We start from the raw sequence: 24,188 nt of genomic DNA, 5'->3' as shown, positions 1-24,188 counted from the left end.
CTGGACTGCGCCTTGCGGACAGAAGTTGACCTAAAGGCTCCCTACGGTCGTGCCATGACACAGACGCAGAAGATTCTTGTCACCGGCGCCACCGGAACCGTCGGCCGCCAGATCGTCGCCGAACTGCTCGCCCGCGGCCACGCGGTCCGCGCCCTCACCCGGGATGCGGCGACGGCCGCACTCCCGGTCGGAGTCGAGGTCGTCCAGGGCGACCTGACCGAACCCGACAGCCTGATCCCGGCCCTGGAGGGCGTCACCGGCCTCCATCTGATCACCTTCGGCGGGCCCTACTTCGCCCCGTTGGAGACCGGCCCGCGAATCCTGGAGTTGGCCCGCGCGGCCGGCGTATGCCGGGTCACCGTGCTACACGGCGGCGGGCCGTCCCTGCTGGAGGACGCCGTGCGGGCCGACGACGGTGTCGACTGGACCGTACTCATGCCGGTCGAGTTCATGGCCAACGCGCTGGAGTGGATGGACGGGATCGTGGCCTCGGGCGCAGTCCGTGAGCCGTTCGTCTCCCGGCTGAGCGCCATGGTCCACGAGGGCGACATCGGTGCTGTCGCCGCGGTCGCGCTCACCGAGGAGGGGCACGGGGGCCAGGAGTACGTGATCACTGGCCCCGAGCTGCTGACCGTCGGTGACAAGGTGGCGAAGCTTGCCGCAGCCTGTGGCCGGGAGATCGCCCTGGTCGAGCTGACCGAGGAGCAGGCGGTCGCCCAGTGGCGGGCGGCGGGCCACCCGGACGACGTGATCGGCTTCCTGATCGAGGCGTACGGGAACACCCCGGAGGTGGGCCGTACGGTCGTTGACACCGTCGAGAAGGTCACCGGCCGCCCGGCCCGCACCTTCGGACAGTGGGCTGCGGAGCACGCGGAAGTCTTCACGGCAACCGACCCCGCAGCCACGGCATAGCCCCCCACGTAGTTCGTGGGACGGACGCGGAAGGATCCGGATCACCGGTGACGGCCGCGTCCGCGTCCGGCGCCGCCCTACGAAGCTGGGTGACTCCCGCTCTCGTGAACATCGACTATTCGCATGGGCGTGCGACTTTCAATCTCGCGTCGAGACGACGTCGCTACTCAGGTTCTGGCACACATTCTGTTTGCGCCGTGAGGCGCTGTTGGTTCGAGTGGAGGTGGAAGACCTGCACCAACCCGCTGTCGCAGCAGCTGGGTTGAAGCTGAGGGCAGCCTGATCCGGGTGATGCCGGGGAGGGTGAGAGCGGCCCTGACAAAGCCGGGACGTGTCCAGTACTGCCAGATGGGGCGGGTCCGGCGAGCGTGATGGAGAGGAGTACGCGAGGAATCGGCGTTTTACGTCGTCCTTGTGTCCGGTCCACACCTCGGCGCGGGCCTGTGGGCTCAACGACGAACAGAGGCGCCACAGTTCGGCGCGCTGTGCCGGGTTCGCGTCGTCACCGTGCGAGGCCTTCTGGACGGAGACCGACGACCTTGAAGTGGATCTCGACGCTGCTCCCTGATGCGGACATCCCCTAGGGTGATCGCAGAGGTTTCCGAGCCGGGGGATGGGACACAGCGGCATGGAATTCACCACGCGGCACGGCTTCGACACCGCCTACGACGACCTGGGGCCGTCCGGCGGTCTGCCTGTCGTCCTCGTGCACGGGCATCCGTTCGACCGGACCATGTGGCGGCCGCAGGTGGAGGTGCTCGTGCGGGCCGGGTTCCGGGTCATCGCGCCTGATCTGCGCGGTTACGGCGCCAGCGGTGTCGTGCCGGGGCGCACCCTGTTGTCGGACTTCGCTGACGACATTGCCGCGCTCCTGGACCACCTGGGGGTTCGGCGGGCGGTGGTCTGCGGGCTGTCCATGGGCGGGCAGATCGCCATGGAGTTCCATCGCGGATACGGGGCGCGCGTGGCCGGGCTGGTCCTCGCCGACACCTCGCCGGTCGCCGAGACCGAGGAGGGCAGGGTCTTCCGTAACGGTCTGGCCGACCGGCTGCTCGCCGAGGGGATGGGCGGGTACGCGGACGAGGTGATCGACAAGATGATGGCTCCGTACAACGTCACGGAGCTGCCCGACGTCACCGCCCAGGTCCTGGGCATGATGCGTGGCACCGCGTCCGAAGGGGCCGCCGCCGCCCTGCGCGGGCGTGCCGAGCGCCCCGACTACCGGGAGTCGCTCGCCGGGGCCCGGGTGCCCGTCCTCGTCGTGGTCGGCGCGGACGACAGCTATACGCCGGTCGAGGGCGCCCGGGTGACGCACGCGCTGATCCCGGGCTCCGGGCTCGCCGTCGTCGACCGGGCCGGGCACCTGCCCAACCTGGAGCAGCCGGAACAGTTCAACGCCGCCCTGCTCGGGTTCCTGGCGGCGCTGCGGGGCTGAGGGCCGGGCGGCCTCAGGGCTGCTGGAGCGGCTTGGCCATGCAGATGCTGCTGTCGTACGTCCGGTAGTGGCCGAACTTCGCGCAGGTCTCGTAGCCGCTGGAGGTGTACAGGGCGATCGCCTCGGGCTGCTGGTCGCCGGTCTCCAGGACCATGCGCGTACGGCCGGCGGCGCGTGCGTCGGCTTCCAGGGCGGCGAGGATGCGGCGGGCCAGGCCGTGTCCGCGGCCCTCGGGCACCACGAACATCCGCTTGATCTCGGCGTCGCCGTCGGAGTAGTCCTCGTCGTTCTGCTCCTGGGTGCGCCAGCCGCCGGTGGCTACCGGGTGGCCCGACGCGTCGTAGGCGAGCAGATACAGCCCGTGCGGCGGGTCGAACATGGTGGCGTCGAGGGGTGTGACGTCCCCCTCGTCCCCGTAGCGCTCGGCGTATTCGAGCTGGACCTGGTCGTTGAGTTTGACGGCATCGGGGTGGTCGAAAGGCCGCGGCTGGATATTCATACGGGTGATGGTACATGTATGCGATCCGGGTCTGTCGGTATTGTTCCCTGATGCTCACCGTGACCAGCGCAAATGTAAACGGCCTCCGTGCCGCCGCGAAAAAGGGCTTCGTCGAGTGGCTGGCCGAGACCGACGCCGACGCGATCTGTCTCCAGGAGGTCCGGGCCGAGCCGCAGCAGCTTCCTGCCGAGGTGCGGGAGCCCGAGGGCTGGCACACCGTCCACGCGCCCGCCGCCGCCAAGGGGCGGGCCGGCGTCTCCCTCTATACGCGGCACGCGCCGGAGCGGGTGCAGATCGGCTTCGGCGGATTCGCCGGGACCGCCGGCGCGGAGTTCGACGCGAGCGGCCGGTACGTCGAGGTCGACCTGCCGGGCGTCACGGTCGCGAGCCTCTATCTGCCCTCCGGCGAGGTCGGTACGGAGCGGCAGGAGGAGAAGGAGCGGTTCATGGCCGCGTTCCTGCCGTATCTGAAGGGACTCAAGGAGCGGTCGGCCGCCGAGGGGCGCGAGGTCCTGGTCTGTGGTGACTGGAACATCGCGCATCAGGAGGCTGATCTGAAGAACTGGAAGGCCAACAGGAAGAGCTCCGGCTTCCTCCCGGAGGAGCGGGCCTGGCTGACCAGGGTCTTCGACGAGGCCGAGTACGTCGACGTGATGCGGGCGCTGCATCCGGACACCGAGGGCCCGTACTCCTGGTGGTCCTACCGGGGACGGGCCTTCGACAACGATGCGGGATGGCGCATCGACTACCAGGTGGCGACCCCGGGGCTGGCCGTGCGCGCGGTCAAGGCGTGGGTCGAGCGTGCCGCCACGCACGGGGAGCGGTGGAGCGACCATGCGCCGGTGACGGTCACGTACGAGCGGTAGCCCCGACGGCGTTCCCGGCGCGGTGCGTGGTCACCCGGCCTTCGGGGGTTGTGTGCCATCCTTGCGCCGCAGGCGGCGGTCCAGTGCCATGGAGAGTTCTGCGTCCACCACGGCCCGTGCCAGCGGGCGGAGTTGGGGTGGCTCCTGCTCGGTGGTGTGGGCGCGCAGGACTTCCACGAAGAGCTCGGCGAGGGCGTCGGCGTGTTCGCGGACGTGGCGGCCCGCGGCGAGCACCGTGGCGAGCGGCACCCCTTCCCGTACGAGCTCCGCCGACACCTCGAGGAGCCGGCGGCTGATGTGTACGATCTCGTCGCCGTCGGTGGCGAGATAGCCCAGGTCGAGGGCGGCGGCGAGATTCTCCGGGGTGGCCTCGCCCTCGAAGTAGTCGGCGAGGCGCTCGGGGGTGAGCCGGACCGGGGTCTCCTCGGTCGGTTCGCCGAGGCCGAGCACTTCGGCGACATCGCGGCCGCTGTCGAAGGTGGCGGCGAGGTCGGCGATGCCGTTGAGGGTGTGGCCGCGTTCCAGCAGGCCAGTCACCGTGCGCAGCCGGGCGAGGTGGTGGTCGTCGTACCAGGCGATACGGCCCTCGCGGCGCGGCGGCGGGATGAGTCCGCGCTCCCGGTAGAAGCGCAGGGTCCGTACGGAGATGCCGGCCTCCTTGGCCAGTTCCTCCATGCGGTACTCACGATGCTCGCGTCCTTCTGCCACAGGGGCACCCTATGTTGTACCGCCGGTAACTTTCCTTGGTCCGACCCCTACCCATCAGTACGGGGCTGCCCTACTCTCCCAACAGCGCCAGTGATTGCTGGCAGAGTCGTGTGACGTATTGCGGGAGGCGGCAGCATGGCCCAGCACGAGCATGTACGAGTGGCGGTGATCGGATCCGGTTTCGGGGGCCTCGGCGCCGCAGTCCGGCTGCGCCGCGAAGGCACCACCGATTTCGTCGTCCTGGAACGGGCCGATTCGGTCGGCGGCACCTGGCGCGACAACAGCTATCCGGGCTGCGCCTGTGACGTACCGTCCCACCTCTACTCGTTCTCGTTCGCCCCCAACCCCGAGTGGCCGCGCACCTTTTCCGGGCAGGAGCACATCCGCGCCTACCTGGAGCACGTCGCCGACACCTTCGGGCTGCGCCCGCACCTCAGGCTCAACCACGAAGTGACCGTGATGCGCTGGGACAACGACGAGCTGCACTGGCGCATCGAGTGTGCCAACGGGGCCACGATCACCGCCGACGTCGTCGTCTCCGCGACCGGTCCGCTCTCCGACCCGAAGATGCCCGACATCCCCGGGCTCGCCGAATTCCCCGGCAAGGTCTTCCACTCGGCCCGCTGGGACCACGACTACGACCTGACCGGCAAGCGCGTCGCCGTGATCGGCACCGGCGCCTCCGCCATCCAGATCGTCCCGGCCATCCAGCCGAAGGCCGCCAGGGTGACGCTCTTCCAGCGCACCCCGCCGTGGGTCATGCCCCGTATGGACCGGGCCATCAGCGGCGCCGAGAAGTGGCTCCACCGCACCCTGCCCCTGACCGGCACCGCGCGCCGCGGACTGCTCTGGGGCGTCAGGGAGTTGCAGGTCAGCGCCTTCACCAAGCATCCGAACCAGCTCGGCCTGGTGGAGAAGATCGCCAAGTCCAACATCGCCCGGTCGATCAAGGACCCGGCGCTGCGGGCCAAGCTGACGCCCTCGTACCGCATCGGCTGCAAGCGCATCCTGCTGTCCAGCGCCTATTACCCGGCGCTCGCCCAGCCCAATGTGGATGTGGTCGCCTCCGGTCTGACCGAGGTGCGCGGCTCCATGGTCGTCGCCGGCGGGGGCATCTCCCAGGACGGAGTCTCTGGGGGAGGTACGGAGGCCGAGGTCGACGCGATCATCTTCGGCACCGGCTTCCATGTGACGGACATGCCGATCGCCGAGCGGGTCGTCGGGGCGGAGGGCATCACGCTCGCCGAGCACTGGAAGGGCGGTATGGAGGCGCTGCGCGGCGCGACCGCGGTCGGCTTCCCCAACTGGATGACGATCATCGGGCCCAATACCGGGCTCGGCAACTCCTCCATGATCCTGATGATCGAGTCCCAGCTGAACTACATGGCCGACTATCTGCGTCAGCTGGACGTCCTGGGCGGACGCGCCGCGCTCGGCGCGCGGCAGTCGGCGGTGACGGCGTGGAACCACCGGGTCCAGCAGCGGATGAAGCGCACCGTGTGGAACACCGGTGGCTGCACGAGCTGGTACCTCGACGCCGAGGGGCGCAACACCACGGTCTGGCCCGGGACGACGTCCGAGTTCCGCAAGGCGACCCGGTCGGTCGACCTGGCGGAGTACGAGGTGATCCGGGTACGGAAATCCGGAGCCGCCGAGGGTGACAAGGCACCGGCCGAGGAGGCTGTCGCATGAGCAGGCTGCTGCGGCGCGAGGACGCGCCGCCCGTACCCGTACGCGAACTGACCGCGGTCTCGGCGGACGGCTCACGCCTCCACGTCGAACTGCACGGGCCCGAAGGCGCCCCCGCGGTCGTGCTCGCGCACGGCTGGACGTGCAACACCCACTTCTGGGCCGCCCAGATCCGGGACCTCGCCGTCGATCACCGGGTCATCGCCTACGACCAGCGCGGGCACGGCAGGTCGCCCGAGGGCGGCGTCGCCGGCTACGGCACGAACGCCCTCGCAGACGACCTCGAAGCCGTCCTGGCGGCCACCCTCGCACCGGGGGAGAAGGCGGTGCTCGCCGGACACTCCATGGGCGGGATGACGCTGATGGCCGCCTCGCGGCGGGCCGGACTGCGGGAGCACGCGGCGGCGGTCCTCCTGTGCAGCACCGGCAGTTCACGGCTGCTCGCCGAGTCGCTGGTCGTCCCGCTGAAGGCCGGCGCGGTCCGGACCCGTCTCACCCGCGCCGTTCTCGGTGCGCGGGCGCCGCTCGGGCCGGTCACGCCGCTGTCGAGGAAGATCCTCAAGTACGGGACGATGGGCGCCGGTTCGGCGCCCGAGCGGGTCGACCTCTGCGCCCGGATCGTGCACGCGTGTCCGCGGCGGGCGCGGGTGGCATGGGGGCATGTGCTCGCCGACCTCGATCTGGACACGGGGGTACGGGAGTTGCGGGTGCCGACCGCGGTGATCGCGGGTACGGAGGACCGGCTGACGCCGCCCGTGCACGCCCGGGCGGTCGCCGCGGCGCTGCCGCAGAGTCTGGGCCTGACCGAGCTGACGGGCATGGGTCACATGACACCGGTGGAAGCGCCGGAAGTGGTCACGGCGAAGATCCGCGAGCTGGTGACCGAGTACGTCACGATGTCCGCCACGGGCAAGGAGGAGGTCGCATGAGCAACAAGCGGAGTCTTGAGGGACAGGTCGTCGTCGTCACCGGCGCGGCCCGCGGCGTGGGTGAGCTGCTGGCCCGCAAGCTGTCGGCGCGCGGTGCGACGCTGGCACTGGTCGGCCTGGAGCCGGACGAGCTGAAGCAGGTCTCCGAGCGGCTGCACGGGGAGAGCGGCCACTGGTACGCGGACGTCACCGACCATGTGGCGATGGCCCGGGTCGCGCAGGAGGTCAAGCAGCGCTTCGGCAAGGTCGACGTGGTCGTCGCGAACGCGGGGGTCGCCGCGGGCGGGCCGTTCGTCGACTCCGACCCGGAGGCGTGGCGGCGGGTCATCGAGGTCAACCTGATCGGCGGGGCGGTGACGGGTCGGGCGTTCCTGCCGGTGCTCATGGAGAGCCGGGGGTACTTCCTCCAGATCGCGTCGCTGGCCGCGATCACCCCGGCGCCGATGATGACGGCGTACTGCGCGTCGAAGTCGGGCGTCGAGGCGTTCGCGCACAGCCTGCGGGCCGAGGTCGGCTACCGGGGCGTGCGGGTCGGGGTCGGCTATCTGTCCTGGACGGACACGGACATGGTGCGGGGCGCGGACGAGGACGACGTGATGCGCGAGCTGCGGCAGCGGCTGCCGTGGCCGTCGAACCGCACGTACCCGCTCGGCCCGGCCGTGGACCGGATCGTGGCGGGGATCGAGCGGCGTTCCTCGCATGTGTACGCGCAGTGGTGGCTGCGGGGGATGCAGTCGATACGCGGTTATCTGCCGACGGTCATCGGGATCGTCGGGCAGCGCGAGATGGCGCGGTTCGGGGACCGTCTGGCGGGTGTGGGCACGGGTCTTGTGGGGGCCGGGGGTGCGGCGGACCAGGAGGCGCGCACGCAGCGTAAGTGATCGAAATGCGCGGAATGTCCTGACGTGTAAATCTGGTCGAGGTCCCGGTCCGACGGGGCCGTCCCCCCACGCACCCCACATAGGAGTGAACAGCATGGGCATCGCCGACCAGTTCAAGGACAAGGCGCAGGAGCTTGCCGACCAGGCCAAGCAGAAGAAGACGGGCGACAAGAAGGGCGAGGCGCGGGAGCGTCCGTCCGAGGAGTCGGAACGGGGTTCGGAGCAGTCCGGGCTTCGCGACCGCGCCCAGGACATGACGGACGAGGCGCGCGAGCGTTTCGACCGTTGATGTCTGCGGCAGCCTGACCCTGCGCGCTTGCGCGTCCGCGCGCCCGCGCCTGCAAGGGGCGCACCCGACTCACCGGGTGCGCCCTTTCGCACGCCGTGACGCTTTGCCCTCAATCGCCGGGCGGGCTTGGTTTTGCGCGTTCGGCTGGACGAGTGGCCAAGCCCCTCCGGCGATTGAGGAGCGGGGTCCGGGGCGGAGCCCCGGGGGTGGGAGGAAGACCGGGTCGCCCCTACCGCGGCGGCAGCGGCGGGCGGCGCAGTACCGGGGCCGTCGCATACGTCGGCGGTGTCGACGCCGGATGCTTCGACAGCAGGCCCAACGCCACCCGCACCGCGTCATCCAGCACCGCATGCCGTCCCTCCGCCCAGTCCAGCGGCGTGCGCAACGCCTCCAGGTCCGGTTCCACGCCGTGGTTCTCCACCGACCAGCCGTACGTGTCGAACCACGCCGCGTTCATCGGCACCGTGATCACCGTGCCGTCACCGAGGCGGTGGCGCCCCGTCATCCCCACCACCCCGCCCCACGTGCGCTGCCCCACCACGGGCCCCAGCTTCAGCAGCCGGAACGCGGCGGTGATCATGTCGCCGTCCGAGGACGTCGCCTCGTCGGCCAGGGCCACCACCGGCCCCCTCGGCGCACTGGACGCGTACGAGACCGCCTGCGCGTTGCGCGTCAGGTCCCAGCCCAGAATCCGACGGGTGAGCTTCTCCACGACCAGCTCACTGATGTGGCCGCCCGCGTTGCCCCGTACGTCCACGATCAGCGCCGGACGGGACACCTCAAGCCGCAGGTCGCGGTTGAACTGGGCCCACCCCGAGCCGCCCATGTCGGGGATGTGCAGATAGCCGCACTTGCCGCCGCTCAACTCCCGTACCACTTCACGGCGTTTGGCCACCCAGTCCTGGTACCGCAACGGCCGCTCGTCGACGAGCGGGAGGATCGCGATGCGGCGGGTCTGCCCGCCCCCCGGATTCAAGGGGCCCGCAGGGCCTTCGTCAGAAGGGTGGTGGTGGGAGACGGGCGGGCGGAACGTCAGCTCCACCGTCGTGCCGCCCGCCGCAGTCAGCAGCGGGTACGGTCCGGCCACCGGATCGACCGGCCGCCCGTCGACATGGGTGAGGACCGCGCCCTCCCTGATCCCCGTACCGGCGAGCGGCGAGCGCGCCTTGGAGTCCGAGGAGTCTCCGGGCAGGATGCGCTGGACCAGCCACTCCCCCTCCCGGCACACCAGATTCGCGCCGAGCAGCCCGATCGCCCGCTGGTAGTGCGGCGGTCCCTCGTTGCGGCGGGCGGGGGAGACGTACGCGTGCGAGGTGCCCAGTTCGCCCAGGACCTCGCGCAGCAGATCGGCGAACTCGTCGGGGGAGGCGACCCGTTCGATCAGGGGCCGGTACTGGTCGAGCACCGCCGGCCAGTCGATGCCGCACATGTCCGGCTCCCAGAAGTAGGAGCGGATGATCCGCCCCGCTTCCCCGTACGCCTGGCGCCACTCCGCGGGCGGGTCGACCTCGTGCAGGATGCGGCGCAGATCGAGATAGACCGTGGAGTCGTTGTCGCCCGCCTCGGTCGCCGGTACGGCACGCAGCTCGCCCTCGTCCATCACGACCAGCCGGCTCGCGTCGCCGCTGACCGCGAACCAGTCGAGGTGGTCGACGAGTTCGGTCTTCCTGGCCTTGGCGATGTTGAAGTGCTCCAGGGTGGGCCGCCCCGACATGTCGGCCGGGTTGGCGAACGTCTCGCCCAGCGCCCCGGAGATCGGCCAGCGCAGCCAGACGAGCCCGCCGCCGCTGACCGGACGCAGCGCCGAGTACTTCGACGCCGAGACCGGGAACGGCGTCACCCGGCTCTCCAGGCCCTCGAACTCGACGGTGACCGCCGCCCCCTCGCCCGTACCGCCGTCGGGAATGTCCACCGGGTCGAGTCCGCCCGCCGCCGGGCGGCCGTCCGGCAGGAGTGCGAACGGCGACGGGGTGGCCGAGGACAGCGGGACCAGATAGGGGCGGCAGCCCAGCGGGAAGGAGAGGTCGCCGGTGTGGACGTCGTACACCGGGTCGAAGCCGCGCCAGGAGAGGAAGGCGAGGTAGCGGCCGTCGCCCGTGAAGACCGGGTTCTCGTCCTCGAAGCGGCCGTTGGTGACGTCGACGATGACGGGGGAGCCGGGTCCGGTGATCCGCGCCAGTTTGATCTGGCGCAGGGACCGGCCGACGCCCGGGTGCGACCAGGTCAGCCAGTGGCCGTCGGGTGAGAACGCCAGATCGCGGACCGGCCCGTTCGTGGAGCGGATCAGCTCGGTGACCTCGGCCTCGGGGGCCGTCGCGGCGGCCTCGTCCACGGCCCGGATGAGATCGGCCCGGGTGGACCCGGTTCCGGCCTGCTCCTCGGCTGACTCCGCGGCTGACTCCGCGGCCACCGCCTCGGCGGCCACCGCCTCCGCCGTATCCAGGAGCAGCAGCCGCCCGTCGTTGGAAGCGATCGCGAGCCGTTCGCCCTCCGGGTCGGAGGTCATCTCTTCCACCCGCCCCAGCTTCCCCGCGGCCAGCAGCCGGGGTTCGCGGTCGCCACTGGCCCGTGGCAGGTAGGAGATCTCGATCGCGTCGTCGCCCTCCGCGTCCGTCACGTACGCGACCTGGCCGCCGCTGCCGAGCATCTCCGGCAGCCGCACCCGGACCCCCGGGGTGTCGGTGATCGTCCGCGCGGGACCGTCGCGGTGCGTGAGCCAGTACAGGCTGCCGCGTACGGCGACGGCACTCGCCCGGCCCGTCTCGTCGACGGACAGCGAGTCGACGTTGTTCGCGGCCGACACCTGGTACGAGCGCCGCCCGGCCCGCGGCCCGCCGAGCCGTACCTCCAGCTTCCGCGGCGCGGCGTCCGGCGCTTCGAGGTCGTCGACCAGCCACAACTCGCCGGCGCACTGGTATATGACCCGGTAGCCGTCGCTGGAGGCGTTGCGGGCGTAGAACGCGTCGTGGTCCGTGTGGCGACGCAGATCGCTGCCGTCCAGCGCGCACGAGTACAGATTCCCGACGCCCTGGTGGTCGGAGAGGAACGCGATGCGGCGTCCGACGATCATCGGCGAGTCCAGGTGCCCCCCGATGTCCGGCAGCAGCCGCTCGCCGTGCAGCCACAGCCGCCCCATGGCCCCGCCCCGGTACCGCTTCCACGCCGCCGGTTCGTGCGGCGGCGTGCCGGTGAGCAGCAGCGTGCGCCGCTCCCCGTCGATGTCGGCGACCGCGATGTCGGAGACCGGGCCCCAGGGCAGTTTCCCGCCGGGGCTGCCGTCGGTGGGGACGCTGTAGGCCCAGGAGAAGTACGAGAACGGCTGGTTGTGCGAGGAGACGGCGAGGATCTGCGAGGAGTCGCCCGGGTCGGGACTCCAGCCGCAGACCCGGGCGTCGGTCGAGCCCCAGTAGGTGAGTCTGCGGGCGGCCCCGCCGTCGACGGGGGCCAGATGGATCTCGGGGTCGAGCGTGCGCCAGGTCGTGTAGGCGATGCGGCTGCCGTCGGGCGAGAAGCGTGGATGGCTGACCCTCGTCCGGTCGACGGTCACGCGCCAGGCGCGGCCGGGCCGGTGCCCCGCGGCGGCGAGAGGAGCGACCCATAGGTCGTCCTCGGCCGCGAAGCAGAGCAAGTCCTGGTGGAGGTGCGGGAACCGGAGATACGCGACGTCGTCACTCACCCCCCAATGCTTTCGGTGCGCAGGGCCCGCGGCAACTTGTGGTGCAGCACACAAGCGAAACGATTTCGTTTCGCTCCATGGCGGGAGTACGGTTCAGGTGTACGAAACGGTTTCGTTCGATGGACTGGTGATCCAGTGATGATCACCGGACGATCGGCGGACGTATGGACGGGAGGTCGACACATGGCACGCACCAGGCTCACACCCGAGCGTGAGAGCGAGCTGTACGCCGCCGTCCTCGACCTGCTCCGCGAAGTCGGCTACGACGCCCTGACCATGGACGCCGTCGCCCAGCGCACCCATTCCAGCAAGGCCACCCTCTACCGCCAGTGGGGGAGCAAGCCCAAGCTGGTCGTCACCGCTCTGCGGCACAACAAGCCGGTAAGTCTCGCCGGGATCGACACCGGCTCGCTGCGCGGGGACTTCCACTCCGTACTGAGTCGTACGGACGACTGCCAGATGGAGAAGGACTCCGCGCTGCTGCGGGGTCTGGGCCATGCCATCCATGACAATCCCGATCTGCACCAGGCACTGCGCGAGCTGCTGATCGAGCCGGAGATGACCGGTCTCGAAACGCTGCTCGAACGGGCCGTGGACCGGGGCGAGCTGCGCGCGGACAATCCGGCGCTGAAATATGTACCGCACATGCTGATCGGCGCTTTCGCCGCTCGGCAGCTGGTCGAGGACCGCGCCGTCGACCAGGCGTTTCTCAGTGACTATGTCGACTCCGTGGTCCTCCCCGCCCTCGGCGTCTGACGTCCCCGTTCGTTTCGTACGGCCCTCTCCCCAAAGCCCCACCTGACACGCCGCTCTCGTCGTCGGGCTGGTTCCTCACGCCCATTTCCACTCCACGACCTGACCGGGAGTACGCCCCCGTGGCCACTTTCCTTTACAAGCTCGGACGGCTTGCCTTCCGGCGCCGCCGCTATGTCGCCCTTGTCTGGGTGGCACTGCTGGCGCTCGCCGGATTCGGCGCGGCCTCCGCATCGCCCGCCACCTCGAGTTCCTTCTCGATTCCGGGTACGGAGGCCCAGAAGGCCTTCGACCTGCTGGAACAGCGCTTCCCCGGAGGCAGCGCCGACGGCGCCACCGCCCGGGTCGTCTTCAAGGCCCCCGAGGGCGAGAAGGTGACCGACGCGGCGAACAAGGCCGAGGTCACGGAGATCGTCGGCGAGCTGAAGTCCGGCTCGGACCAGATCGCCTCGGTCGCCGACCCGTACGCGGCGAACGCCGTCAGCAAGAACGGCTCCACGGCCTATATCTCCGTCTCGTACAAGGTCAACTCCATGGAGCTGACCGACGCGACGCGGGAGGCCCTGGAAGAGGCCGGTACGTCCGCCGAGAAGGGCGGCATGACCGTGGAGATCGGCGGTGACGCGCTCCAGGTGATGCCGGAGACCGGAGCCGGCGAGATCGTCGGTGTCGCCATCGCCGCGGTGGTGCTGGTCATCACCTTCGGCTCGCTGATCGCCGCCGGACTGCCCCTGATCACCGCGCTCATCGGCGTCGGTGTCGGCGTCTCGCTGATCACCGCCCTGGCGAACGTGCTGGACCTCGGCTCGACCACCTCCACCCTCGCGATGATGATCGGCCTCGCGGTCGGCATCGACTACGCGCTCTTCATCGTCTCCCGCTACCGCGCCGAACTGGCCGAGGGCAGGGAACGCGAGGAAGCCGCGGGACGCGCGGTCGGCACGGCCGGTTCCGCGGTCGTCTTCGCGGGCCTCACCGTGGTCATCGCACTGGCCGGTCTGGCCGTCGTCAACATCCCGATGCTGTCGAAGATGGGTTTCGCCGCCGCCGGTACGGTCGCGATCGCCGTCCTCATCGCGCTCACCCTCGTCCCGGCGCTGCTGGGCTTCGCGGGCAAGCGGGTCATGGGACGCAAGGCGCGCAAGGCCGCCGACGCCCTCGCCAAGTCCGGGGACAAGGCCGAGCCGAAGCCGAACATGGGCACCCGCTGGGCGCGGTTCGTGCTGCGCAAGCCGGTGTGGGTACTGCTGGTCGGTGTCCTCGGCCTCGGCGTCATCGCCGTACCGGCCGCCTCGCTGGAGATGGGCCTGCCCGACGACGGCTCGCAGCCCAAGAGCACCACGCAGCGTCAGGCGTACGACCTGCTCTCGGACGGCTTCGGTCCCGGCTTCAACGGACCGCTGCTCGTCGTCGTCGACACCGAGAACAGCTCGGACGGCAAGACCGCCGTCAACCGCGTCTCGGAAGAGATCGAGACCATCCCGCACGTCGTGGCCGTCACCCCGGCCGCCTTCAACAAGGCAGGCGACACCGCGACGATCACTGTCATCCCGCAGGACCGGCCCAGCTCCGCGCAGACCGAGGAGCTCGTCCACTCCATCCGTGACGCGGGCGGGGACATCAAGCGCGACACCGGAGCCGAGGTCCTGGTCACCGGCGCCACCGCGATGAACATCGACTTCTCGCAGAAGATGAACGACGCGCTGCTGCCCTACCTGGCACTCGTCGTCGGCCTGGCCTTCCTGCTCCTGATGCTCGTCTTCCGCTCGATCCTGGTGCCCCTGAAGGCGGCCCTCGGCTTCCTGCTCTCGGTCGTCGCGGCCCTGGGCGCGGTCGTCGCGGTCTTCCAGTGGGGCTGGCTCGGCTCGCTCTTCGGTGTCGAACAGACCGGCCCGATCATGAGCATGATGCCGATCTTCATGGTCGGTGTGGTCTTCGGTCTCGCCATGGACTACGAGGTCTTCCTCGTCACGCGGATGCGTGAGGCGTACGTCCACGGGGAGTCGCCCGGCCAGGCGATCGTCACCGGCTTCAAGCACGGTGCCCGCGTGGTCACGGCAGCTGCCGTGATCATGATGGCGGTCTTCTCCGGCTTCATCAGCTCCAGCGAGTCGATGATCAAGATGATCGGCTTCTCGCTCGCCATCGCCGTCTTCTTCGACGCGTTCGTGGTGCGGATGGCGATCGTGCCCGCCGTACTCGCCCTGCTCGGCAAGCGCGCCTGGTGGCTGCCGCGCTGGCTGGACCGCGCCCTGCCCAACGTGGACGTCGAGGGCGAGGGGCTCCGCAAGGAGCTCACCGACGCTCCCGGCGCCTCCGGCGGGGAAGCGGACGACGAGCGTGAGCTGACCCGGGTCTGACCCGGTCGGACAGAGCTCCGGGGGCCGCGTGTGAGCGGAGCGCGACCCCCGGCAGCACCGGTTACCTGTGGGGACGGGGGACCGGAGCGACAGGAAGCCCCCGTGCGAGCGGCACGGGGGCTTCCGTCATGCGTGGGCGATTGTATGCAGGGCCTGCCCGCCGGTGTTCACGGCGTGCCCGTCGCCGCGGCCGGGGCCGCCGTCGCCTCGTACGTCCGGTGCAGGAAGCGGATCAGGGGTGCGTTGTCGATCTGGAACACCTCGACACCCTCGGCCGAATGCAGTTCCACGATGAGCTGGGCGCGCCCGCAGGGCCAGACCCGCACATTGCCGCGTTCGGCGGGGAAGCGGAGTCCGCTCTCCAGGAGGTCGCGGCCGACGGCCCAGTCCGTTCCGCTGGCGAACGTCACATGGACGGTCGGTGACGCGTCGGCGGGGTCGTACCGCAGGTCGACGGGGACGGGTCGGGTGAGGGGGCCGTCAGTGATGAGCCGGGCTCTTGCGTGTTCTTCGATCACGGGGGACATGGGCCGGCTCCTCCTGTTTGTAGCACTTTGCACTCTAATGTCCCATATTTTGCGCCAAAAGCACCCTGGTGAGGGCCTGTGCAGTTGTGACAGACCCGCTCTTGCAAGCGATGCGCAACAAGGCTCTATCATTGGTGGGTTCTGACCCCGCCCCAGGAACGCAGGAAAGCGGAGCCTCCCATGCATGTACCCGACGGATTCATCAATGCACCCGTCTCGGCAGTTGCGGGAGTCGTCGCCGCAGGCGCGGTCGCCGTCAGCCTCCGTGGCGCCCGGCGTGAACTCGATGAGCGCACCGCCCCGCTGGCCGGGCTCGTCGCCGCCTTCATCTTCGCGGTGCAGATGCTGAACTTCCCGGTCGCCGCGGGCACCAGCGGACACCTCCTGGGCGGGGCGCTGGCAGCGATCCTGGTCGGCCCGTACACCGGCGTCCTCTGTATCTCCGTCGTCCTGCTGATGCAGGGCATCCTCTTCGCCGACGGCGGTCTCACCGCACTCGGCGTGAACATCACGGTGATGGGTGTCGTCACCACCGTCGTCGCGTACGCGCTGTTCCGCGGCCTGACCGCGGTACTCCCGCGCACCCGCCGCTCCGCGACCGTCGCGGCCTTCATCGCCGCGCTGGTCTCCGTACCGGCCGCGGCCTGCGCCTTCACCCTGATCTACGCCGTCGGCGGCACCACCGACATCCCCATCGGCAAGGTCCTCACCGCGATGGTCGGCGTGCACGTGCTGATCGGCATCGGCGAGGCGTTCATCACCGCGCTGACCATCGGCGCCGTGATCGCCGTCCGCCCGGACCTGGTCCACGGCGCCCGCGGCCTGGCCGCCCCCCTCAAGCTCCGCGTCGGCGGCGAACTGGTCGACGCCCCGGTCACCGCCCCCGCCCCGGTCGCCGCCCGCTCCACCCGCAAGGTCCGGGCCACCGGCCTGGTCACCGCGTTCGTCCTCGCGGGCTTCGTCTCCTTCTACGCCTCCGCCAGCCCCGACGGCCTGGAGAAGGTCGCCGCCGACAAGGGCATCGACGCCAAGGCCGAGGAGCACGCCGCCGCGGACTCCCCGCTCGCCGACTACGGCGTCAAGGACGTCACCGACGCCCGCCTCTCGGGCGGCCTCGCCGGAGTGATCGGCGTCGGCGCCACGGTGGCCGTCGGCAGCGGCGTCTTCTGGGTGGTGCGCCGCCGACGTACCGACGAGACGACCACCGCCTCCGTCACGGAGACCGTCTGACATGGGCGCCGGCCACGCCCACAAGCTCTACCGGCACGCCCACTCCCCGGTCCACGACCTGCCGCCGCACTGCAAGCTCGCCGCCGTCTTCGGCTTCGTGCTCGTCGTCGTCTCCACACCGCGCGAGGCGGTCTGGGCCTTCGCGCTGTACGCGGCGCTGCTCGCCGCCGTCGCCGCGGTGGCCCGTATCCCGGCCGGATTCCTGCTCAAGCGGCTGGTCATCGAGGTGCCGTTCGTGGCCTTCGCGCTGCTCATGCCGTTCGTGGTCCCCGGTGAGCAGACCGAGATCCTCGGCGTCTCCGTCAGCGTCCCCGGCCTCTGGGGCGCCTGGAACGTCCTGGCCAAGGGCACCCTCGGCGTCGCCGCCTCCGTGATCCTGGCCTCCACCACCGAGCTGCGCTCCCTGCTGCTCGGCCTCCAGCGGCTCAAGCTGCCGCCGCTGCTCGTCCAGATCGCCTCCTTCATGATCCGGTACGGGGATGTGATCACCGGCGAGATGCGCCGGATGTCGATCGCCCGCCGCTCCCGCGGATTCGAGGCCCGGGGCGTACGCCAATGGGGTGTCCTCGCCAAGTCGGCGGGCGCCCTCTTCATCAGGTCGTACGAGCGCGGCGAACGCGTCCATCTCGCCATGGTCAGCCGTGGCTACACCGGCACCATGCCGGTCATCGACGAGGTGACGGCCTCCCGCACCCAGTGGGCGTACGCCGGCGCACTCCCCCTGCTCGCCCTCGCTATCTGTCTGCTGGGATGGACCCTATGAGCAGCCCGACCCCCGCATCCGCGCCCTCCCTGGAGGTCAGCGGCCTCGCGTACGCCTACCCCGACGGCCACCAGGCGCTCTTCGGCGTCGATCTCACCGTGCACCGCGGCGAACGTGTCGCGGTCCTCGGCCCCAACGGCGCGGGCAAGACCACGCTCGTCCTCCACCTCAACGGCATCCTCGACGCGGGCGCGGGCACCGTCCGTGTCGCCGGGCTCCCCGTCGCGAAGCGCAACCTCGCGGAGATCCGCCGCCGCGTCGGCATCGTCTTTCAGGACCCCGACGACCAGCTCTTCATGCCGACCGTCCGCGAGGACGTCGCCTTCGGACCCGCCGCGTCCGGACTGCGCGGCCCCGAACTGGAGGAGCGCGTGCACACAGCCCTCAAGCAGGTAGGCATGGAGGAGTACGCGAATCGCCCCCCGCACCACCTCTCCTTCGGGCAGCGCCGCCGTGTGGCCGTGGCCACCGTCCTCGCGATGGAGCCGGAGATCCTCGTCCTGGACGAGCCCTCCTCCAACCTGGACCCCGCCTCGCGCCGCGAACTCGCCGACATCCTGCGCTCGCTGGACGTCACCGTGCTGATGGTCACCCACGACCTGCCGTACGCCCTGGAGCTCTGCCCGCGTGCCGTCATCCTCAGCGACGGAGTCATCGCCGCCGACGACCGCACCCAGGATCTGCTCGGCGACGAGGACCTGATGCGCGCCCACAGGCTGGAGTTGCCGTTCGGCTTCGACCCGCGCTCCGTGACAATGGGCGCGTGACCAAGGACGCTCCCGCCGCGCGCGGCCCTCACCCGCCGGCGCCCTCGCTCTTCCTCGACGACCAGCTGTGCTTCGCGCTGTACGCGGCTCAGCGGGCCGTCACCGCCGCCTACCGGCCGCTCCTCGACGAGCTCGGCCTCACCTACCCGCAGTACCTCGTGATGCTGGTCCTGTGGGAGCGCGGTGAGCTCCCCGTCAAGGAGCTGGCCCGTTCTCTGCACCTCGACTACGGGACCCTGTCGCCCCTCCTGAAACGGCTGGAGGGCGCCGGTCTCGTACGCCGCGTCCGCTCGCCCGCCGACGAACGCTCCGTACTCGTCGAACCGACCGCCGACGGCGCGGCCCTGCGCGAGCGGGCGGCCTGCGTACCCGGGGAACTGCTCGACGCCGCCGGACTGGCCTCCGCCGAAGTGGCCAGGCTCCGCACCGAACTGCACCGGCTGACGGCCCGCCTGGAGCACCCGGAGAAGGGCTGAGGCCGAGCCTGAGGGACCGCCTTGTTCACTGCCCCGGCACACCGTTCACCTGCGGCGCGATGCACCATGGGGGGATGAGCGGCAGTGCGGGAGCAGGCGTGGATGTACGGGGCACGGTGTCGCCCGGGTTCGAACCGGTAAGGGACGCTTTCGTCCGCAACTTCGAGCAGCGGGGCGAGCGCGGGGCAGCGGTCGCCGTCTACCGGCACGGCCGCAAGGTCGTTGATCTGTGGGCCGGTACGAGGGATGTCGACGGGGTCGAGCCGTGGGCCGTCGACACCGTGCAGATCGTCCGCTCGGCGGGCAAGGGCATCGCCACCGCCGTACCCCTGCTGCTGCACCAGCGAGGCCAGCTCGACCTGGACGCCCCGGTCGGCACGTACTGGCCGGAGTTCAAGGCCAACGGCAAGGAACGCGTCCTCGTACGCCACCTCCTCGCCCACCGGGCCGGGGTCCCCGCGCTCGACCGGCCCCTGACCCCCGCCGAGGCGGCCGACGGCACGTCCGGACCCCGGGCGGTCGCCGCCCAGCGCCCCGAGTGGGAGCCGGGCACCGACCACGGCTACCACGCCCAGACGTACAGCTGGCTCGTCGGCGAACTGGTGCGCCGGGTCACCGGGCGCACCGTCGGCCGCTGGATCGCCGAGGAGATCGCCCGCCCCCTCGGTCTGGACTTCTGGTTCGGCCTCCCGGCCGACGAGGCCCACCGGATCGGCCGGATCGGCCCCGTCGAACCCCCGGTAGCCGAGGGGAGCAGCGGCGCGTTGCGCCTGCGCCCCAAGCGGTCCGTCGTCGAGGCGTACCGCGACCCGGACTCCCTCACCCGCCGCGCCTTCGGCGCGATCGACCCGCTGCCGGACGAGAACGACGCCGCCTACCGTGCGGCCGAACTCCCCGCGTCCAACGGCATCGCCACCGCCCGCGGGCTGGCCCGCTGCTACGCCGCGATGATCGGCGAGGTCGACGGCTACCGCCTGTTCGCCCCGGCCACGCTCACCCTGGCCCGCACCGAGGAGTCCGCGGGCCCGGACCGGGTCCTGGTCGTCAGCACCCGCTTCGGCCTCGGCTTCATGCTGCACGGCCCGGCCGCCCCGCTCCTGGCCCCCGGCTCCTTCGGCCACCCCGGACGCGGCGGCTCGCTCGGCTTCGCGGACCCCGAATCGGGCATCGCCCTCGGCTATGTGACGAACGGTCTGCAGAAGGGAGTTACCGCCGATCCCCGTGCCCAGGCACTGGTCAGAGCAGTACGGTCGGCCCTATGACTTCTCCTGCGCCGACCACCGCACGGTTCGACGGCTACTCCGTGCTCATCACGGGAGCAGGCCAGGGAATCGGCGCGGCCACCGCCCGCCGCCTGGCATCGGAGGGCGCGTCGGTCCTGGTCACCGACCTGGACGGCGCCCGCGCCGAACACGCGGCAGCGGAGATACGTAAGTCGGGCGGCCGGGCCGACTCCCTGCCCTGCGACGTGGGCGACCGGTCGGCGGTCGAAGCGGCTGTCGCCCACGCGGTCGCCGTCTTCGGCCGCCTGGACGTCCTGGTCAACAACGCCTACTCGGCCGGTACGGACGCCCCGCTCTTCGAGGACGAGACGGACGAGGTCTGGCAACGCGACCTGGACATCAGCCTGTCGGGCCCCTTCCGCTGCTCCCGCGCCGCACTGCCCCACCTGGTGGCCTCCGGCCGGGGCGCGATCGTCAGCATCGGCTCGGTCAACGGCGAACAGGACTTCGGCGGCCACGCCTACAGCGCCGCGAAGGCGGGCCTGGCCAGTTTGACGCGCACGCTCGCAGGCCATGCGGGGCCCCGAGGTGTCCGCGTCAACCTGGTCGTCCCCGGCACGATCCGCACGGACGCATGGTCGGGCCGAGAAGCCCAACTGGACGCGCTGAGCACGCTCTACCCCCTGGGCCGCGTCGGCGAACCGGACGACATCGCGGCAGCGGTCGCCTTCCTCGCCTCCAGCGACGCGTCCTGGATCACCGGGACGGCCCTGCGCGTGGACGGTGGCCTGCTGGCCGTGAACACGGGGTCCCGCCGGGCGACTTCGGAGGCGTGAAGTCGCGTGCGGCACTCGCCTGGTGGCTTTCTCGCCCCGCGCCCAGGCGGCGGGTGCGACCGAAGCCACGGCCGCAAGCGCCTCCACCTGCTCATCCCCTTGCATCCTGGGTGCCCGCACATGAGCGCACCCAGATTTTGACCGCCTCGTTATCGATGTGAGCGAAGACGGTACTCCGCTGGTCGGGCATTCCGTATCCACCGACAACAGCTATTCCACGCCCAGCGGTCAGGACAGGCATGTGGCGTGGGCGATCGCGTTCCAACTGGCGTGCGTGACCGCGGCTATCAGGACCGCGAGCGTGACCAGCGGCGTCACGGGGCGCCTTGGGGTGTACTCATGGTCCGCACGCTAGCTCAGCCGGCCGGAGACCATGGAGCCGGTTCCTGGACCGCCTTCCCTGTCCGGGCCGCCGGTCGAAGAGTGCCTGTTTCCCTCACTGAGAGACAAAGCAGCCGTCTGGCAAATTGCGTTAAATCCGAGGATGGCATATTGGGGAATAGTAAATCCGAGATGCAGGAAATGGAATGTAATGGGCTCGCCGGTAGTTGCTCATCGGCTCGGTCGGCGGCAATGAAGACCTTGCGGCTTGTGGATGGTGATCGTTAAGATCGGCCGACCGATTCAGGCTACCGCAGGGATTGATAAATGAAGTTTTCTCGTGTTCGCATCGCAGCCGCCCTCTCTGCGCCGCTGACTGTCGCCACTCTTTTCGTGGCGGCCCCCCAGGCCGCGGCGGCTACCGGAACATCCTGTGATGTCAGTGCTGGTACCGGATGCCTCACGCTGTACTACAACAGCAACAGATCCGGTTCCTACACGTACTTCTACGGCAGCAATGTCTCTGACTTTGCGTCGTACAAGTTCCTGGGGACCGGTGCCGGGAAGGGGCTGAGCGTGAAGAACAACGCTGCCTCGGGTGACAACGTTTCTCCGAACCCCACCACCATTTTCTACAACAGCAACTACGGCGGGTCCTGCGACACGCTCACCTACTATGCCATCGCTTCGCAGTTGCATAATACGTACAACAACAACGCGTCCTTCAAGTTCAACTACACCGCTTCCTCCTGCTACAAATTCAATTGATTCGACGGTGCAGCCATGCCCGCGCCCTCATCGGGGCGCGGGCATGGCTGCACTGCTCAATGCTTCTGCGCACGGAAACGGCACACTCGGTGAATAAGCATCAACTCCTCTTTCGTCGCCGTCGGCCGTTCGCGGCGGCCGCGCTGGTGGCATCCCTCGGTCTGCTCGCCGGTTGCGCTGGTTCGCAGAGCGAATCTTCCGCCGACGGGGCCGAGCCCCGCGGGCCGGCGGACAGTTCGGCGAGCCCGTCCTCGCCGGTCACAGGTGATTTCACGTTCCGGCTTCCCATAGCGAAGTACTCCTACACCGCGGCGGAGGATGCCGTGATCAGGGGTGCGGAGGATGTGCTGACCGAGCAGTGCATGCGGAAGCTCGGCATGTCCTACCGGGCTGTTGCGGCCCCCGAAGCAGTCAGGGCGTCCGACCGGAGGTACGGGTTGTCGAGTGTGGAGGACGCCTCCCGCTACGGCTACCACCTGCCCCCCGAGCCCTTGTTCGACCAGCATGAGGGCCTGGATGCCGAGACGCTGTCCGCTCTCTACGGCAACTCCGCAGGAGCCACGGGGAGCCCCGCGCCGAAGGGGAAGATCCCTCCACGCGGCTGCCGAGGTGAAGCCGTCGTGACCTTGGCGTCGAAGCACCGGTATACGGCCGGCGCGGAGATCGCGAGCGGCATCGCCAACGGCAGTTACGAGGAATCCAGGCAGGACCCGCGGGTGCGGGCAGCCGTAGGCCGGTGGTCCTCATGCATGGCCGAGCGCGGATACTCCTATGCCGACCCGATGGCTTCGTTGGGGGACAAGCAGTTCTTGGACAAGAAGGTCGGCGAACAGGAGATAGAGACCGCACAGGCGGATCTCAACTGCAAGGCCAGGACCCGGCTGCTGCAGATCTGGTTCGCGGCGGAGACGCACATCCAGAACGGCCGTATTGCCGAGCACCTCGGAGAGCTCGAGAAGCTCGCGAAGTCGCACGCCTCCAAAGTCGCCGAGGCTCGGCGGATCACTTCACCGGGCTGACGTCACGGCGTCACTTCGTCTGCTCGCGCACGTCCACGAGGGTGCCGCCCGCGTGCCCGATCAGTGTCTTCGGGTCGAGAGGGAAGACCGTGTACGGGGTGCCTGCCGCGGCCCACACCACGGCGTGGTCGAGCAGTGCCCGGTCGGCCAGGACCCGGGTCTTCGTGCGGTGGCCGAAGGGCGGTACGCCCCCGATCGCGTACCCGGTCGTCTCCCTGACCAGGTCCGCCCTCGGGCGGGTGACCTTCGCCGCGCACAGTTCGCGGCGCACCAACTCCACGTCCACCCGGGAGGAACCGTCCATGAGGACGAGGACCGGTACGCCGTCGGCCTCGAAGATCAGCGACTTCACGATCGCGCTGAGCTCGCAGCCGATCGCGGCGGCGGCCTCCGCGGCGGTGCGGGTGGCCTCCGGGAAGCGGCGGACCTCGACCTCCAGGCCCAGTTCGCGCAGGGCTTCGGCGAAGCGGGGGTGGGCCTCGGAAGGGGTGGCGGGTGCGGGAGTGGTTCCGGGTGTGCTCATACCCGCACGCTAACGGTCGGTGTAAGAGGCATGCGACACGGTTTCGGAGTGTGGGCGGGCCGTAGTCCCGGTGACGTGGCAGCGGGATGCTGCCTACCCTCCGCCCATGGAAACGGACGATGCCCTGCTCAATGTGATCGATGTCGAATCGACCTGCTGGGAGGGGCAGCCGCCGCCCGGACAGGTCAGCGAGATCATCGAGATCGGACTGACCGTCGTCGACCTGCGGGCGGGAGAGCGGCTGGCCAAGCACCGGCTGCTGGTGCGGCCCGTGCGGTCCGAGGTAAGTGCCTTCTGTACCGGACTGACCGGGCTCACCCAGGCCGAGGTGGATGCGGGCACCGGCTTCGCCGAGGCATGCCGGGTACTGGCGGCCGAGCACCGGAGCGGATCGCTCCCGTGGGCCGGCTGGGGCGACTACGACCGCAATATGTTCACCCGTCAGTGCCGGGCCACCGGGACCGCGTACCCCTTCGGCCGACGGCACACGAACGCCAAAGTCGCCTTCACCGCCGCCTACGGGCTCCGCAAGCGCCCCGGTATGGCGCAGGCGCTGGAGGTTGCCGGACTGCCGTTGGAGGGGCGCCACCACCGGGGCGACGACGACGCGTGGAACATCGCCGCCCTGGTGCTCGACATGGCGGGGAAGGGCGGCTGGCCGGCCCATCCCGTAGGGCAGGCCAACATGTAGGGACCTAGGGGCCTCTCGTTTGGATCATGCCGGGCTCGCGGGGTCCG

Annotated in this window: 22 protein-coding genes and 1 pseudogene; 18 read left to right on the top strand and 5 right to left on the bottom strand. The window is 70.1% G+C overall.

What is annotated here, in order from left to right; translation table 11 throughout:
- Positions 1-54 precede the first annotated feature (54 nt).
- Complete coding sequence (locus tag ACFT7S_RS31510) at positions 55-912, top strand: NAD(P)H-binding protein (RefSeq protein ID WP_382737588.1); 858 nt, start codon at positions 55-57, stop codon at positions 910-912.
- A gap of 628 nt (positions 913-1,540) precedes the next feature.
- Positions 1,541-2,347, top strand: a complete 807-nt coding sequence (locus ACFT7S_RS31505) for an alpha/beta fold hydrolase (RefSeq protein WP_382737586.1) — start codon at positions 1,541-1,543, stop codon at positions 2,345-2,347.
- Positions 2,348-2,360: 13 nt separating this feature from the next.
- Here the strand turns inward: ACFT7S_RS31505 and ACFT7S_RS31500 are convergent, their stop codons facing one another.
- Entirely contained in the window at positions 2,361-2,846 is a 486-nt protein-coding gene (locus ACFT7S_RS31500; protein WP_382737584.1) for a GNAT family N-acetyltransferase, read from the bottom strand.
- A 50-nt stretch (positions 2,847-2,896) separates the two neighbouring features.
- On the opposite strand from ACFT7S_RS31500, the gene ACFT7S_RS31495 reads away from it, so the two are divergent.
- Positions 2,897-3,712 (top strand): exodeoxyribonuclease III, encoded by an 816-nt coding sequence (locus ACFT7S_RS31495; RefSeq protein WP_382737583.1) that lies wholly within the window; start codon positions 2,897-2,899, stop codon positions 3,710-3,712.
- Between the two features lie 30 nt (positions 3,713-3,742).
- Here the strand turns inward: ACFT7S_RS31495 and ACFT7S_RS31490 are convergent, their stop codons facing one another.
- Positions 3,743-4,387, bottom strand: a complete 645-nt coding sequence (locus tag ACFT7S_RS31490) for a MerR family transcriptional regulator (RefSeq protein WP_382737630.1) — start codon at positions 4,385-4,387, stop codon at positions 3,743-3,745.
- Between the two features lie 168 nt (positions 4,388-4,555).
- On the opposite strand from ACFT7S_RS31490, the gene ACFT7S_RS31485 reads away from it, so the two are divergent.
- The 4 genes from ACFT7S_RS31485 (at position 4,556) to ACFT7S_RS31470 (ending at position 8,208) form a co-directional block, all read left to right on the top strand.
- The gene (locus tag ACFT7S_RS31485; RefSeq protein ID WP_382737581.1) at positions 4,556-6,112 is read left to right on the top strand and encodes a flavin-containing monooxygenase; all 1,557 of its coding nucleotides are present in this window, start codon (positions 4,556-4,558) and stop codon (positions 6,110-6,112) included.
- The gene (locus ACFT7S_RS31480) at positions 6,109-7,038 is read left to right on the top strand and encodes an alpha/beta fold hydrolase (RefSeq protein WP_382737579.1); all 930 of its coding nucleotides are present in this window, start codon (positions 6,109-6,111) and stop codon (positions 7,036-7,038) included. The genes ACFT7S_RS31485 and ACFT7S_RS31480 overlap by 4 nt, the downstream gene beginning before the upstream one ends.
- On the top strand, positions 7,035-7,919 hold the full coding sequence (locus tag ACFT7S_RS31475) for an SDR family oxidoreductase (RefSeq protein ID WP_382737577.1): 885 nt from the start codon (positions 7,035-7,037) through the stop codon (positions 7,917-7,919). Before ACFT7S_RS31480 ends, ACFT7S_RS31475 begins: the two co-directional genes overlap by 4 nt.
- Positions 7,920-8,013: 94 nt before the next feature.
- Complete coding sequence (locus ACFT7S_RS31470; RefSeq protein WP_382737575.1) at positions 8,014-8,208, top strand: hypothetical protein; 195 nt, start codon at positions 8,014-8,016, stop codon at positions 8,206-8,208.
- 229 nt (positions 8,209-8,437) lie between these two features.
- On the opposite strand, the gene ACFT7S_RS31465 is transcribed toward ACFT7S_RS31470, so the two are convergent.
- Entirely contained in the window at positions 8,438-11,884 is a 3,447-nt protein-coding gene (locus ACFT7S_RS31465) for a S41 family peptidase (RefSeq protein ID WP_382737573.1), read from the bottom strand.
- A gap of 183 nt (positions 11,885-12,067) precedes the next feature.
- Between ACFT7S_RS31465 and ACFT7S_RS31460 the strand changes: the two genes are divergently transcribed.
- Both ACFT7S_RS31460 and ACFT7S_RS31455 read left to right on the top strand, forming a co-directional pair.
- The gene (locus tag ACFT7S_RS31460; RefSeq protein ID WP_382737571.1) at positions 12,068-12,640 is read left to right on the top strand and encodes a TetR/AcrR family transcriptional regulator; all 573 of its coding nucleotides are present in this window, start codon (positions 12,068-12,070) and stop codon (positions 12,638-12,640) included.
- 119 nt (positions 12,641-12,759) lie between these two features.
- Complete coding sequence (locus tag ACFT7S_RS31455; RefSeq protein ID WP_382737569.1) at positions 12,760-14,997, top strand: MMPL family transporter; 2,238 nt, start codon at positions 12,760-12,762, stop codon at positions 14,995-14,997.
- Positions 14,998-15,173: 176 nt separating this feature from the next.
- On the opposite strand, the pseudogene ACFT7S_RS31450 reads toward ACFT7S_RS31455, so the two are convergent.
- Positions 15,174-15,524, bottom strand: a pseudogene (locus tag ACFT7S_RS31450) (SsgA family sporulation/cell division regulator); the annotation flags it as partial.
- A gap of 180 nt (positions 15,525-15,704) precedes the next feature.
- Between ACFT7S_RS31450 and ACFT7S_RS31445 the strand changes: the two are divergent.
- The 8 genes from ACFT7S_RS31445 (at position 15,705) to ACFT7S_RS31410 (ending at position 22,927) form a co-directional block, all read left to right on the top strand.
- Positions 15,705-16,754, top strand: coding sequence for an energy-coupling factor ABC transporter permease (locus ACFT7S_RS31445; protein WP_382737567.1), 1,050 nt, complete (start codon positions 15,705-15,707; stop codon positions 16,752-16,754).
- A gap of 1 nt (position 16,755) precedes the next feature.
- A complete protein-coding gene (gene cbiQ, locus ACFT7S_RS31440) occupies positions 16,756-17,517 on the top strand; it encodes a cobalt ECF transporter T component CbiQ (RefSeq protein WP_382737565.1) in 762 nt (253 codons plus the stop codon).
- Positions 17,514-18,284, top strand: coding sequence for an energy-coupling factor ABC transporter ATP-binding protein (locus ACFT7S_RS31435; RefSeq protein WP_382737563.1), 771 nt, complete (start codon positions 17,514-17,516; stop codon positions 18,282-18,284). The genes cbiQ and ACFT7S_RS31435 overlap by 4 nt, the downstream gene beginning before the upstream one ends.
- Positions 18,281-18,760, top strand: a complete 480-nt coding sequence (locus tag ACFT7S_RS31430; protein WP_382737562.1) for a MarR family winged helix-turn-helix transcriptional regulator — start codon at positions 18,281-18,283, stop codon at positions 18,758-18,760. The genes ACFT7S_RS31435 and ACFT7S_RS31430 overlap by 4 nt, the downstream gene beginning before the upstream one ends.
- Before the next feature lie 98 nt (positions 18,761-18,858).
- Positions 18,859-20,022, top strand: coding sequence for a serine hydrolase domain-containing protein (locus tag ACFT7S_RS31425; RefSeq protein WP_382737628.1), 1,164 nt, complete (start codon positions 18,859-18,861; stop codon positions 20,020-20,022).
- The gene (locus tag ACFT7S_RS31420; protein ID WP_382737560.1) at positions 20,019-20,819 is read left to right on the top strand and encodes an SDR family NAD(P)-dependent oxidoreductase; all 801 of its coding nucleotides are present in this window, start codon (positions 20,019-20,021) and stop codon (positions 20,817-20,819) included. The genes ACFT7S_RS31425 and ACFT7S_RS31420 overlap by 4 nt, the downstream gene beginning before the upstream one ends.
- A gap of 648 nt (positions 20,820-21,467) precedes the next feature.
- Positions 21,468-21,908, top strand: coding sequence for a hypothetical protein (locus ACFT7S_RS31415; protein ID WP_382737558.1), 441 nt, complete (start codon positions 21,468-21,470; stop codon positions 21,906-21,908).
- Between the two features lie 89 nt (positions 21,909-21,997).
- Positions 21,998-22,927, top strand: coding sequence for a hypothetical protein (locus tag ACFT7S_RS31410; RefSeq protein ID WP_382737556.1), 930 nt, complete (start codon positions 21,998-22,000; stop codon positions 22,925-22,927).
- Between the two features lie 10 nt (positions 22,928-22,937).
- Here ACFT7S_RS31410 and ACFT7S_RS31405 read toward each other — a convergent pair whose 3' ends face one another.
- Positions 22,938-23,450 (bottom strand): YbaK/EbsC family protein, encoded by a 513-nt coding sequence (locus tag ACFT7S_RS31405; protein ID WP_382737555.1) that lies wholly within the window; start codon positions 23,448-23,450, stop codon positions 22,938-22,940.
- Between the two features lie 106 nt (positions 23,451-23,556).
- On the opposite strand from ACFT7S_RS31405, the gene ACFT7S_RS31400 reads away from it, so the two are divergent.
- Positions 23,557-24,141, top strand: coding sequence for an exonuclease domain-containing protein (locus ACFT7S_RS31400; RefSeq protein WP_382737553.1), 585 nt, complete (start codon positions 23,557-23,559; stop codon positions 24,139-24,141).
- Positions 24,142-24,188: the final 47 nt, after the last annotated feature.

This window comes from Streptomyces sp. NPDC057136 (genome assembly GCF_042670885.1).
Taxonomy (GTDB): Bacteria; Actinomycetota; Actinomycetes; order Streptomycetales; family Streptomycetaceae; genus Streptomyces.
The sequence above is the reverse complement of the archived record's forward strand: the minus strand, read 5'-3'. Positions and strand labels throughout refer to the sequence as shown.